The organism is Chitinophaga silvatica (genome assembly GCF_003419895.1).
Taxonomy (GTDB): Bacteria; Bacteroidota; Bacteroidia; order Chitinophagales; family Chitinophagaceae; genus Chitinophaga; species Chitinophaga silvatica.
Genome location: NZ_QPMM01000010.1, coordinates 40,296 through 53,642, shown reverse-complemented (window position 1 = coordinate 53,642; position 13,347 = coordinate 40,296). Strand labels below are relative to the sequence as shown.

General features: G+C 39.1%; 12 protein-coding genes and 1 tRNA gene. 5 read left to right on the top strand and 8 right to left on the bottom strand.

Annotation, left to right across the window (positions count from 1 at the left end; translation table 11 throughout):
* Positions 1–6 precede the first annotated feature (6 nt).
* Positions 7–1,725 (bottom strand): IlvD/Edd family dehydratase, encoded by a 1,719-nt coding sequence (locus tag DVR12_RS18135; protein ID WP_116977211.1) that lies wholly within the window; start codon positions 1,723–1,725, stop codon positions 7–9.
* Positions 1,726–1,879: 154 nt separating this feature from the next.
* Between DVR12_RS18135 and DVR12_RS18130 the strand changes: the two genes are divergently transcribed.
* From DVR12_RS18130 to DVR12_RS18120, 3 genes are all read left to right on the top strand, one after another.
* Positions 1,880–4,666 (top strand): outer membrane beta-barrel protein, encoded by a 2,787-nt coding sequence (locus DVR12_RS18130; protein WP_116977210.1) that lies wholly within the window; start codon positions 1,880–1,882, stop codon positions 4,664–4,666.
* A 7-nt stretch (positions 4,667–4,673) separates the two neighbouring features.
* The gene (locus DVR12_RS18125) at positions 4,674–5,420 is read left to right on the top strand and encodes a GLPGLI family protein (protein WP_116977209.1); all 747 of its coding nucleotides are present in this window, start codon (positions 4,674–4,676) and stop codon (positions 5,418–5,420) included.
* Positions 5,421–5,692: 272 nt separating this feature from the next.
* The gene (locus DVR12_RS18120; protein WP_116977208.1) at positions 5,693–6,220 is read left to right on the top strand and encodes a hypothetical protein; all 528 of its coding nucleotides are present in this window, start codon (positions 5,693–5,695) and stop codon (positions 6,218–6,220) included.
* Between the two features lie 63 nt (positions 6,221–6,283).
* Here the strand turns inward: DVR12_RS18120 and DVR12_RS18115 are convergent, their stop codons facing one another.
* A complete protein-coding gene (locus DVR12_RS18115; RefSeq protein ID WP_116977207.1) occupies positions 6,284–6,718 on the bottom strand; it encodes an acyl-CoA thioesterase in 435 nt (144 codons plus the stop codon).
* Between the two features lie 165 nt (positions 6,719–6,883).
* On the opposite strand from DVR12_RS18115, the gene DVR12_RS18110 reads away from it, so the two are divergent.
* Positions 6,884–6,968, top strand: a tRNA-Ser gene (locus DVR12_RS18110).
* 212 nt (positions 6,969–7,180) lie between these two features.
* On the opposite strand, the gene DVR12_RS18105 is transcribed toward DVR12_RS18110, so the two are convergent.
* Genes DVR12_RS18105 through DVR12_RS18090 form a run of 4 tightly spaced genes read right to left on the bottom strand, consistent with a single transcriptional unit; the run spans position 7,181 to position 9,985 of the window.
* The gene (locus tag DVR12_RS18105) at positions 7,181–7,624 is read right to left on the bottom strand and encodes an anthrone oxygenase family protein (protein WP_116977206.1); all 444 of its coding nucleotides are present in this window, start codon (positions 7,622–7,624) and stop codon (positions 7,181–7,183) included.
* Complete coding sequence (locus tag DVR12_RS18100) at positions 7,621–8,415, bottom strand: NAD(P)H-binding protein (protein WP_116977205.1); 795 nt, start codon at positions 8,413–8,415, stop codon at positions 7,621–7,623. Before DVR12_RS18100 ends, DVR12_RS18105 begins: the two co-directional genes overlap by 4 nt.
* 7 nt (positions 8,416–8,422) lie before the next feature.
* The gene (locus DVR12_RS18095; RefSeq protein ID WP_116977204.1) at positions 8,423–9,178 is read right to left on the bottom strand and encodes a hypothetical protein; all 756 of its coding nucleotides are present in this window, start codon (positions 9,176–9,178) and stop codon (positions 8,423–8,425) included.
* A 27-nt stretch (positions 9,179–9,205) separates the two neighbouring features.
* Positions 9,206–9,985 (bottom strand): helix-turn-helix domain-containing protein, encoded by a 780-nt coding sequence (locus tag DVR12_RS18090; protein WP_116977203.1) that lies wholly within the window; start codon positions 9,983–9,985, stop codon positions 9,206–9,208.
* A gap of 590 nt (positions 9,986–10,575) precedes the next feature.
* Here DVR12_RS18090 and DVR12_RS18085 point away from each other — a divergent pair.
* Positions 10,576–11,580: a PDDEXK nuclease domain-containing protein gene (locus tag DVR12_RS18085; protein WP_116977202.1), complete on the top strand. Its 1,005-nt coding sequence runs from the start codon at positions 10,576–10,578 to the stop codon at positions 11,578–11,580.
* 67 nt (positions 11,581–11,647) lie between these two features.
* On the opposite strand, the gene DVR12_RS18080 is transcribed toward DVR12_RS18085, so the two are convergent.
* Together DVR12_RS18080 and DVR12_RS18075 are read right to left on the bottom strand one after the other, a co-directional pair.
* On the bottom strand, positions 11,648–12,079 hold the full coding sequence (locus DVR12_RS18080; RefSeq protein ID WP_116977201.1) for a hypothetical protein: 432 nt from the start codon (positions 12,077–12,079) through the stop codon (positions 11,648–11,650).
* Between the two features lie 267 nt (positions 12,080–12,346).
* Positions 12,347–13,183, bottom strand: a complete 837-nt coding sequence (locus tag DVR12_RS18075; protein WP_116977200.1) for a sulfurtransferase — start codon at positions 13,181–13,183, stop codon at positions 12,347–12,349.
* Between the last annotated feature and the right edge of the window lie 164 nt (positions 13,184–13,347).

Genomic DNA, 13,347 nt, shown 5'->3' with positions numbered 1-13,347 from the left:
TCAGTTTTAGTGTGAATCTCGTGTTACTTCGCTACCGGAGCCTCCTTTCAGGAAGTCCAGATCTGCGCCCAGGTGTGCCTGTTCAACGTGTTGTTGATAGAGTTGTACATACCCGCGTGTAGCAACAGGATAATTAGGTTTCATGATTGCTTTTCGTTGTGCAATTTCTTCGTCCGAAATATGTGCCTGTAAAGTACGTTTGGCTACGTCCAGTGTGATGATGTCTCCATCTTTCAGAATAGCCAGTGTGCCGCCTGCCGCAGCTTCCGGAGAAACATGAAGTACAACGGTTCCAAAGCCTGTACCACTCATTCTGCCGTCAGAAATTCTAACCATATCGGTAATGCCTTTAGCCAATACCTTAGCAGGCAATCCAAGGTTCCCCACTTCCGGCATTCCCGGGTAGCCTTTAGGACCTACATTTTTCAGTACCAGTATACTATTTTCATCAACATCGAGGTCTGGTAAATCAATTCTGTGTTTGTAATCATCAATATCCTCAAAAACAACGGCTTTGCCTGTATGTTGCATCAGGTGTTTACTGGCAGCGGAAGGTTTGATTACGGCCCCGTTTTCACAAATATTTCCATGTAGTACAACTATTCCGGAAAGAGGATTAAACGGAGCATGGAGGTCTGTGATGACTTCTTTATTATAACTCACTGCTTTATTGTAATTCTCTTCAACAGTTTTCCCGTTGGCAGTGATACAATTTTTATTCATATGAGGAAGAAGTGCATTGATTACAGCCGGTAATCCACCTGCATAGTACAGATCTTCCATAAAGTAGCTTCCTGAAGGTTGTAGATTAGCTAGTAACGGAATACCGTTAGAGAAAGTATCCATGTCCTGTAATTCCAGCTGAATACCCATTCGGCCGGCAATGGCCAGTAAATGTATTACGAAGTTGGTGGAGCCTCCAATAGCGGCATTTACACGTATAGCGTTTTCAAATGCCTGGCGGGTTAGAATATCAGACAAGCGTCTGTCTTCCTTCACCATTTTCACAATTTCAATACCCGAGAGTTGTGCTATTACTTTTCTTGCAGCATCCGGCGCCGGAATAGCGGCATTCTGAGGTAAGGAAAGGCCCAGCGATTCTACCATACAGGCCATAGTGGATGCAGTACCCATTACTGCACAATGGCCATCGCTTCTGCACATACCTGCCTCGGCCATTGCCAGTTCTTCATTGGTCATTTTTCCGGCTCTCACGTTTTCGCTGAATCTCCATACATCACTGGTACTAATGCTTTTTCCCATATGTCTGCCTGTTAGCATAGCGCCACCAGAAACAACAATTGTTGGAATATCTACACTGCAGGCTCCCATAACCAGGGCTGGTGTGGTTTTATCGCATCCGCATAGTAATACTACTCCATCTAACGGGTTAGCCCTGATCGATTCTTCCACATCCATACTAACCAGGTTGCGGTAGAGCATTGCAGTTGGCTTCATAAGCGTTTCGCCCAACGACATTACAGGAAATTCCAGTGGATATCCACCGGCTTCCAGGACTCCTCTTTTTACTGATTCAGCTAATTCTCTGAAATGTGAATTGCATGGAGTAAGTTCAGACCAGGTGTTACAGATGCCGATGATGGGTTTACCTTCCAGCTCATAAGCGGGAATTCCCTGCTTTTTTAGCCAGGCTCGATAAATAAATCCATCTTTCCCATCTCTCCCAAACCAATTACTACTTCTCCTTTCTTTTGCTGTTTTCATAACGTAGGCGCGTGTATGTTTAAAAAACTATATTGTCTACATGATAAATAGACAATGATTTAACAGATGTTTATCATTATCGAAATAAAAGTTATGAATTTATTATGGAATTTTAAAACTATTGCGTCTGTACTAAATAGATTTAAATCCCACAATGAAAAAACTTATCGTACTGACCCTATTGATGTGCGCTTTTCAATTTACGTATTCACAACAAGCCACAGTAAAGGGAACTATTGTAGATACGCTCAACCAGATTCAGCTTCACAATGCTGTTATTATGTTGTTGCAGCCTAAAGATTCTACCTTGTATAAATTTTCGAGAAGTAATGAAACCGGGAAGTTTGAGATACCAAATTTGAAGCAGGGTAAGTATATAATGGTAGTGAGTTATCCTACTTTTGCTGATTACGTTGATACATTAACGTTAGACAGTGGATCCGTCAGAAATGTTAATAAGATTGTGCTGACTCAACTTTCAAAGTTATTGAAGGAAGTAGTTGTAAAACAACAAATTGCAGCAATAAGGATGAAAGGCGATACTACTGAATACAATGCGGGCAGTTTTAAAACGGCAGAGAACGCAAATATTGAGGATCTGCTAAAAGTTTTGCCCGGTATTGAAGTTAATAGTAAAGGTGAAATTAAAGCCATGGGAGAAAGTGTAAAGAAGGTATTGGTAGACGGAGAGGAATTTTTTGGAGATGATCCTACACTTGTCACAAAGAATTTGAGAGCAGACATGGTAGATAAAGTGCAGTTATATGACAAAAAGAGCGATCAGGCGTCTTTTACGGGGGTAGATGATGGAGAACGATCCCGCACTCTTAATATTCAATTAAAAGAAGATAAAAAGAAAGGAGCTTTTGGAAAGGTTGCTGCAGGTGGAGGTACAGAAAGCTTTTTTGATAATCAGATAATGTTTAACTATTTCAAAGGGAAGAAAAAGATTTCAGCCTTTGGCATTCTTTCAAATACAGGACAAATCGGTCTGAATTGGAACGATAGAGACAAGTTTGGGGCTGGCAATGGAGATTTTTCTGTAAATGAAGATGGGGATTTTGATTTTTCATCCCGGGGAGATGATTATGATAGCTGGGATGGTAAATTTGGTGATAATGGCTATCCTTTAGTACAAACAGGTGGTATTCACTATAACGATAAATGGGATAAGGATAAACAACGAGTGAATGCCAACTACAAAATTATGAACCTGGGAGTAGAAGGGAGTAGCTGGAGTAAATCACAGGTACTAACAAAAGATACCACCTATTACGATAATTCCTCAGGTAGTTTCGAAAATCACATTTTCAGAAACAGGTTAGATGGAGATTATGAACTAAAATTTGATTCCACTTCTTCAATTCGAATCCTCGTGGATGGGGCTTTGGATCATAAGAATACTGTAGGTTTGGGTACCAGTACTACATGGATCAATGATGTGATGAAGAATAGCAATGACAGGAAAGTATCAAATGTATCGGACAATAAGAGTATAAATGCTAACATTTTCTGGCGTAAGAAGTTTAAGAAAGACAGAAGAAATATGTCTTTCAATTTGTCTGAAACATATGAAAATAGCTCAGGCAGAGGAATTGTGGATGCTACCACTACCTTCTACAGGCCAAATGAAGAAGATTCGTTATACCTGCTCGATCAATTAAAAATCGGGAAGAATGATAAGTTAAATATTAATGCGAATCTTACCTATACGGAACCAATATCGAAATACAGTACAATTACCCTCAATTATGGGTTCAACTGGTTAAATAATAATTCTAACAGGTATTCCTATAACCAGGACCCATTGGGTAAATATTCGGCGCTGGATTCTATATATAGTAATGATTTTAGTGTAACGAGTTTTACAAATCATGCGGGTATCAATTATGGATATACGAAGAATAAAGTAAGGGTGAGCTTCGGTAGCTCGGCGGGGTTATCTAATTTTACACAAACAGATAGGTTTAGAGATCATGAATACAACAGACAGTTTATTAATTTCTATCCAAAAGCCTTGTTCCGATATAATTTTTCTCAATACAGAAGGTTCGCATTTACCTATAATGGAAATACCAGCCAACCAAGTTTAGGAGATTTACAGCCATTAGTGGTAAACGATAATCCACTTTATATTAAAATAGGAAATGCTGATCTGAAGCCCTCATTCCAGAACTCATTTAATATGAATTTCTCTGACTATAAGGTTGTTTCCCAACGTGGTATCTGGATTAGTATGGGGTATAATTTTGTGTTGAATTCTTTTAGTAGTAAAAATGATATTAGCAGTAATGGTGTGACAACCTCTCAGACTGTAAACCTAAATGGCAACAGATACGGATGGTTTAACTTTAATTATAACTGGATGATAAGTCCATGGAAATTGAGGATTGGTCCATCTGCCAGAGTGAATTTATCGCGAAATGTTAACTATACGAAGAGTGAACTGGTAACAACTAATACAATAAATCCTTCTATGGGTCTCTTTTTGAATAAATATGTGGACAAGAAATATGAGTTTGGTTTTGATGGTAATGCCAATTATCACTCCAGCGTGTCATCAGTTCAGCGTATTCAACCTAATTATTGGGATTTTGAAATCAGACCTAGTTTCGGACTGTTTTTGCCTGCTAAGTTTACGGTGAATGCTAATATGAACTGGAACCTGCGGCAGAAGACATCAGTTTTCACCGGCAATAATAACGTGGCTATTGTAAATGCCAGTATTAATAAGAAATTCGGAAAGAAGGATGATATTATCCTGGGAGTATCTGTAAACGATTTATTGAATCAGAACATTGGAATAAATCGGTCTATTTACGATAATACCATTTCTGAATCACACAATACTACCATCCGGAGGTACTTTATGCTAACCTTTGTCTGGAATTTTACCAAATTGGGAGGAGCTACACCAGCACCAGCTCCTGTTATAAAATAAGATAATTATGCAACGTATATTTCGTGTATTCTTTCTCGTTATATTTTTGGTTCAGGGTGCCAGTGCTCAGATGGTTACCTTTTTAAAAAAGGGCCATATAGAATATGAGCGTCGTATAAATCTGCATGCCCGAATGTATAAGCCCAAGGCTGGTGAGGAAAATAGTTTTTTTGAATCAATGAAAGCAAATACTCCTCAGTTTTCAACAACCTATTTTGATTTCTATTTTGATGGAAACGTTTCATTGTATAAACCGGTACCTGCAAATAGTAGTAGCAATCCATTTTTCAGTGTAACTGAGAATACGGTGTATACGATGTTGGATAGTATGAAGAGTATTTCACAAAAGAAGATTTTTGATCAACAGGTTCTGATAACTGATTCGGTGAGGCAGATTAAGTGGAAGATTACTAATGAAACCAGGAAAATAGCAGGTTTTGATTGCAGGAGGGCGAATGCTATTATTATGGATTCGATTTATGTTGTAGCTTTTTATACAGATGCCATTATTCCGGGAGGAGGACCAGAATCTTTTACCGGGTTACCTGGGGCTATACTAGGCTTAGCTCTGCCGCATGAGCATATTACCTGGTTTGCTACGAAAGTTTTGTTGGAAGAGATAAAAGAGGGAAGCCTGAAGCCGCCAACAAAAGGCAAGGCCATGAATAATAAAGGCGCCGCAGATGCTGTTTCAAAAGCTATAAGTAGATGGGGAGGGAGTGTGAATGCTTATTTAAAAGATTTAATGTTATAAAATACTATTATGGCTAAAAATATTGTGCAGACTGCACAATATTTTTTTTATTTTAATTCTGCAACTATTTATTTGAGAACTGTGTTTGTTAAAACACGGTGGTTTCGCTATCATATATCCTTGGCGGTTACTACACTTGCTTAAAACTTATTATTATCTGTCGTATTACTATTGAACCCTCAGGAGAGCAGAGCTGGTGTTGTTACCCCTTTTATTAAAAACTGATCTAAACTTAAGCGGAACTGCGTTTAATCCTAAAAAAATTTTAACGCATGAAAAAAGTAAGCTGTTTGTTGATTTTACTGGTAGCCATGACTTGGAGACTGGCTGCTCAGTCGACCCCCGCAACGGATGCTGTTGCAGTAAATGATGAAGATGTAGTTGCTCAGATATTTGGAAAAAATAAATTAATGCTGCTGAGTGAATTACTTAATCTATCACCAATCGAAGAAAAAGCATTTCAGACGACCCTTACTGATTATGAGACAGAAAAGGGGCCCTGGTTAACAGAAAGAATAGCTTTATTGAAGCTTTACAACGAAGAATTTTCATCTTTGGATGAGCGTAAAATGAACTCACTTACCCGCCAAATGATTAATAACGATTTAGAATTTACTCGTTTACAACTGCGTTATTTCAGACGTATGAACAAGCTGTTGGGCGCAACCCGGGCAGCAAAGTTCTTCCAATTAGATAATTATTTGGAACAATCTACCAGAACCTATATTCAAAATCAGCTGCCTTTTATTAAGGAGTTAGAATCGGATAAACGGGAAGGTCGACCTCTTACCCGTAGATAATTTGATGGAGATAGCTGGCAAGAAAGCGGAGATATTCACTGGTTGAATATCTCCGTAATTTTTTTAGGGTTCCTCAACAAAATCTGCACTTCTGGGAACTTCCATAAATTTCTCCATGAGTTCAGCCGGCAGGGCTGTCAGTTTCCGTTTTTGAAAATCTATCCAGGCTCCGTCTACATTGACAGTAGCTGATTTTGTACCATCACTACGAAAAATTTCATGCTTTATAGACCACCGGGAGCCATCTGTTTTACATTTTGTCATTTCACAGCTCACCTTTACGGTATCATTTGGCCCTATTTCCCGATGGTAAATAAGTTCCTCCCTGAATAGAATTGGACCTAGCTGATGTTGAATAAATTGAACTGCTTTGATCCCAACGTGTTCCAACAGGTTTAAACGCGCCTGCGCGGCAAAGTCGGCATAGGCCGAGTGCCGGAGGTGCATGTTTGCATCGATCTGTGACCATAATACAGGCCCTTCAAAGAATATGTTCATAGCTTTAAATTTACGAATTCGGCTGCAGGTACGCGCTAAAATTTATTTGCAATTATTTTAAAGTTTTCTTAGATGTATACGCGCGATTATAAGGTAAAAAAAGATGTAAAAAAATAGGTATGAATTTTTTTTAAATTAATTACTGTTATACATTTGCAATCCATTGGAGAGTTGGCAGAGCGGTCGATTGCGGCAGTCTTGAAAACTGTTGACTGTAACAGGTCCCGGGGTTCGAATCCCTGACTCTCCGCAGAAATTTAAAAGCCTTCACATTGCGTGAAGGCTTTTTTGTGCTTATGGTATTCAGGTCAGTTTTCGCAAAAAGGAATTTGACTGTAACTGGTTCCGGGGTTCTAGGCACCAGCTGATTGAATAAAATTGTATTTATCTATAGTGTATGTAGATATTGAAGTAGGTAGAAGTTGCAAATCTATGCCATGATGAAAACCAGGAAAGCTGTTGTTAAAGCATAGCTATCAGTGTCAGTATAAATGAGGCCAGGCTACACAATGTTCTGATGTGATTCAGTGTGTTCCATCTCAGTTCGAACTGAGCACGCATCAGCCGTAACTCTTCTATTTTGGCACCCTGAACAGAGAATGTTTCCAGCAAGTTGTTCAGGGGGATATTGCCCACTATCGTTACACCCAGTACGCCGATATAATAGCTTAGGATAGCCAGTAACAAGCAGATGCTGAAATTGCGCCATATACACACAGGCAATAAAATTAATGGCCCAAAGAAGCAGATAAAAAATAGCGGGTTCTGTATGGCCTGATTCAGTTTCTGAAAAGCGAGGATATACTCTTTGTCTGGTAGTAGTGCCAATCCTCTTGTTACCGATACAGACCAGCAATAGAAGATTCCTGCAACCAATCCAAGTATGGTAATGGTGATTATTTTCATTGAAGTGATTTTTTTAGGAATGTGAAAAAGTCTGTGGGTTTACGCCCCAATGCTTGTTCGATGCCATTGGCGACAGTAGCATTGCGGCCATCCAGTACTTCTGTGAAGAGATAGGTTAACAAATTTATGATGTCTGGTGGTATGCCATGAAGGGCTAATTGCGCGGTGTATTCATTCATAGAGATGGTTTCATAATATATATTCTTGCCCATAACTTTTGCAATTTCGGCTACTGCTTCTCTGAATGTTAATAATGCAGGGCCGGTTACTTCATAGATTTGTTGAGAATGCTTATTATCTATTAGGGCTGCTACGGCAACATCTGCAATGTCATCAGCATCTATGAAAGGCTCTCCTACTTCACCTACTGGTAAGGCTACAAATCCGGCCTGTATAGGTTCTGCCATGTAGCTTTCCGTGAAATTCTGCATGAACCAGCTGGCTCTGACAATTGTCCAGTCGGTTCCTGATTGTATGACTGCCTGTTCACAGCGTTCTGCTTCCGGTTCACCCCTGCCAGATAATAAAACCAGTTTTTGTACCCCTGCTGCTAATGCTGTTTTTGAAAATGCAGCAATGGTATGATCTGCACCTGGTACTGCGAGGTCGGGCTGAAAGGAAATGTACACAGCATCTATATCCTGTAACGCAGGGGCCCATGTATTGCTGTCTTCCCAGTCAAATGGAATAGGGGCATTACGGGAGCCTAAGCGGACATTGAATGCTTGTAAGCGTGCGGCGACACGGCGACCTGTTTTTCCACTGGCGCCTAATACGAGAATGTTTTTCATGATGATATTATTTTAGAGTGGCGATATAATTTGCAATGAGGGCAACGCCTTCTTTGTGGATCATGTGTGTACCCAACAAAGGCATTTTGCCGCTTTGCATAAATTTCAAAATGTGTTTCTTGTATGTTGGGTCTAAGTATGCTTCATATGCAAGGCGCAGGTCAGACTTATTGCACATTCCGGTGGCATTGTGACAATGTGCACAGTTCACATCTAGGTAGGCACGGGCGCGACTTTCTATTGTAACCGTAGTATCCTGCCAGTTAGGAAGTGGTGATATCTTTGATAGATCTGGTGTTTCCAGGATGCCAGCCTGTACGAAAAAGGGAATCTGGTGGTATATGTTCCGGGCTTTGAAACCTATAGGCTGTATATCTTTTCCATGGCAGGAATGACATTGTTTGATTGTAGGGAGTATATAGCTATTTACCTTTTTTTCTCCTCCTTTGCTCAGGTAAGCGTCCTGTTGTGCAGCATCCCAGATATAGATGCCTGGTTCCCAACCCGTGGGTGTTTTTAATAATACCCTTGTTTCTATTTTGATTCCTTGTTGGGAGAATGTTTTGAACAGGATGGTACCTTCGGGAAACTGCGGTAATCCATTATCAGTGATGACTATTTTTTTTCCTGATGGGATACTGATCATTCTTTCCTTATAGGTATAATCGGAAAATAACGGCGTAGCCACGTCATAGGATACTGCCTGTTTGTAATCAGATAGTTTTGGAAAAAGAAGAACTATTAAGATTAAGAAATGTGTCATCTGTTTGTGTTATTAACAACACAAAAGTCAGGTGATCTCGGTTTTTAAAATAGAATGATTCCGACAATGTTCGCGTGGGGTGACGCCGGTAAACTTCTTAAACCAGCGGATAAAATGGGATTGGTCTGCATAGCCATTTGCATAGGCGATGTCGGATAGTTTTGAGAATTGTCCACTGTCAAGCATGCCGATTGCTGACTGGAACTGGGCAATATTGGAGAATAAGCGGGGAGAGATGCCGACGTATTGCTCAAATCTTCGTTCAAAAGTGCGCTCAGTGAGGTTGAGGTGGTAATGCAGGTCTTTTAATGAAGTTTTGCCTTTGGCGGTCAGAATGAGATTGGTAGCGTACTGCATACTAGTATCTATAGGAGTAATCATCTTCCCAAGGTAGGAAAAGAGGATATCGAATTGTCGCTGGGGCGAGAATGTATTCCATAGCTGTTCAGGTAGGTTGACGCGGGGAACGGCTGGGAGAAGGGATATATCCACACATTCATCTGTCAGTTCTTTGGCATGTAGCCGAAAGATGGAAGGAAGTACATGTGGATGGAAAATAAGGCCTAGAACCCGGCAATTAGGATTCGTGTGTAAAATAATGGGGTCAAGGGTTTGGCCAAATACAAAGGCATGGGCAAGAACTTTTTGAGTGTTGTTCAATGTCATTCCGGACTGCTGGAAAATGAGGCCGGTTCGGCCATCAGCAAAGATGGGGAAGGCATTTTCAGCAGCTCCTTCCGTGTACCAGATACGAGAAATGTAGGGTTGCAGCTGAGGAGGAATTTGTATGGGTGGCAAAAAATCCATTTGAATGAAGTTAAGAAGAAATTAAAGATTAATCCCATAATTTCATTTTGGACTTTTATTTTGCTACTATTAAAATTTTCATAGGATATATTGACCCGATAAGACCTAAAACAAGAGAATAATCTAAAGGTTGTGCAGCCATATCGGCTTAATTTATTTTAATTTTTAAATGTATTAGAGCTGATGTGGTGTTATTTTATCTGTATCACATAATCATCTATTTTTATTTTATGATTAGATAATTATCATTTATTTAAATAGTCTAAAAAAAAATTAAAAGTAGAATCAAGGTTTCCATGATGCTCCCTGACATTACGTAGAAAAATAAAACCTTTAGATTATGTTTGAAGTTTTTTTTAATTTTAACTACTCGGAGGAGTAAACAGGCTTCCGACATATTACTAAAGCAGCGATAGAAATTCGAAAGAATTTGTATCGCTGCTTTGTTATTTGGGAACGCTATGACTGTAGTCACTTTTAACGAGGTCTGTTAACCCACTATGCAAAACACAGAACCATGCTTCAATTGATACATGGCTTTAAAAATGGAGAATTTTCTAATCAATACAAACTTGTTAAAACCATAAATTATGTTGATCAACCAATCCTTTATTACAGACATCAAATCAATCATTTCAAATTCAAGAGAAAATGCCATTCGCGCAATAGATCATCAGAGAACCCTGATGTACTGGCATATCGGTAAACGTATTTTTGAAGAAGAACAGGAGGGAAAAGACCGCGCAGATTATGGTTCCCAGCTTATAAAATATCTTTCAGGGCAATTACAACCGGAATTTGGTAGTGGCTTTTCAGTAAGGCAAATCAATCTCTATAGACAGTTTTACCGTACTTTTCCAATTGTGCATACACTGTATGCACAATTGAGCTGGAGCCAATATAAATTACTTTTAGTAATTGAAAATCAAGAACAAAGGGAATTTTATATTGCTGAAACTGTAAAGAATAACTGGACAGTACGCCAGTTGCAACGTCAGGTAGATAGCAATCTTTATGAACGTCTTTTGATGAGCAACGATAAAGAAAGTGTGCTGGCAGTAGCTAAAAAGGAAAAACTCCCTTCTGATGCCAAAGAGATTATCAAAGATCCTATGTTGTTGGAATTTTTGGGAATGAAGCGGGAAGCTTCATATTATGAGAAAGATTTGGAAAGCGCTATTATCACACATTTACAGGATTTCTTATTGGAATTGGGAAATGGATTTTCATTCGTGTCGAGGCAAAAGCGAATCCATATTGAAGGCGATGAGTTCTATGTAGATCTGGTATGTTATAACCGACTCCTTCAGTGCTTTGTAGTCATTGAAATAAAAACCCATAAACTAACCCATCAGGACATTGGGCAACTGCAGATGTATGTAAACTATTACGATCGAATTGAGAAACTACCACATGAAAATGATACTATTGGTATTTTACTTTGTGCGAGTAAAAATGATGCTGTAGTAAAATTCACCCTGCCAGTAGGGCAAAAACAAATTTTTGCAAGTAAGTATGAGCTTTACTTACCAACCGAAAAGCAATTATTGGATGAAGTAAATAAAGAGATAGTAAGTTTTGAAGAAAAGGGATAATTGATTTTTATTCAAAGAAATAAGAGGATGGAGGAAAGTTAGTAGCCTGGCTACTAACTTTCAATATCTAGAATCCAAATCCCAGAATAGTAAGAATAGGAGGATGTTCTAATCCGATAGGATCATCATCTCCGGTATCAGGGAAAGACATTTTTATTGTTTTGCCGGAAGCATCCTGTTCCTTAATATTTTCAGTATTACAAGGTACCAGCATAACTGTTGGATCACCTTTTTTAAATCCACCATCATTTTCAGGATGGGCGCCCATTACTACCATAAGATATTCTGCATCCTTAGCCATACTAATAAGCTGCTGTAAGTCGAACAGAAATGCATTTTGTTGTCCTTGTACATAATGCTCATGAGTTGAGCCTAATTGCTTTGCAGCATTCATGGTGGCTGCACGAAGCTGATCTGTAATAGTAGTTCGGGTTTCCAGAATGTTTGCGGCCTGGTCGGCTGTAATCGGTTGTGTGGTTGAAAAAGCGGTAACTTCCATAAATAGTTTTTTGAATCTTAGCAAAATTGCTATCTGAAATATACCTGTGGAAAATGAAGTATTTCTGCAGTGGAATTTTGGGGGATAGAAATGTAGGTTGCTATGTAAGAATATTTTCTATACTGCTTAGGTATACGAAATTGAAGTTATCTACTACGTAATAATTATTGATACTTAATTCAAGAGAAACCGCAAGCCAATTAATTAATGCTAAAAGGATGAAACTATCAGAGAATTACTTAATAATCCCTGATAGTTTCATGTTGTCTATATTTCTTTGGCAACCGGTTTATCTCTTCTGCTCCATTCACTCCAGGAGCCTACATACAAATTCGGAACTTCAAAGCCGGCAGATGTCAGAGCCAGAATTGTATGGCAGGCAGTAACACCTGAGCCACAGTGAACAATCAGCTTTTCCGGTTTGCCAGACAATAAGCCGGAATATTTGTCCTTTAAAACCTGAGGAACGAGGAAGTTTCCGTTCTCATCAAGATTCTCAGAAAACGGGATATTGATAGCTCCAGGTATGTGGCCTGCTACCAGATCAATGGGTTCTGATTCTCCACGATAGCGATAGGCATCCCGAACATCAATAACTACTGCTGTTTGATTTGCTATCTCTTTTTCAACTTCTTCAATGCTTGAAAGCGGTAGTGACCAGGCGTCTCTTTTGCTTAGATTTCCTTTTTCAAAAGATTCTTCTCCTTGAGAAAACTCCAAATCCGCTTTTTCTGCTGCCTGAAATCCTCCATCCAGTACCTGAACATTTTTTAACCCGAAAGCCTTTAACATCCACCAAAGTCGTGCAGCTGCATTAGCCCCATTTTTATCATCGTAAACAACAATGTGTGAGTTTTCTGAAACACCGGACTCCTCCAATAATTTTCGAAAATCTTCTATGGCAGGTAAAGGATGCCTACCACCGTTGGCTGCATTTTCAGGAACAGCTGCCAGATCTTTATCAAGATTCACAAACCGGGCATTCTTCAGATGTTTGGAAAGGTAATTCTGATAAGCATCTTTTCCGACTCTTACATCGAAAACAATTAGGTTTTCCTGATTGGAAATTGTTTTGAATGATTGTAGGGTTATTATTGGTTCCATTTTTTAGACAAATGTTAATGATTACTAAAGTAGCTATCGAGCTATTGCATTCATTTTCAATAAAATATTATAAATGATAAGTAAAGATAGACAAATTTGTCCACAGCAATTACCAACATAATAACGTTGAGACCATAGATTTTACCGATTTCCCTGATGGAATT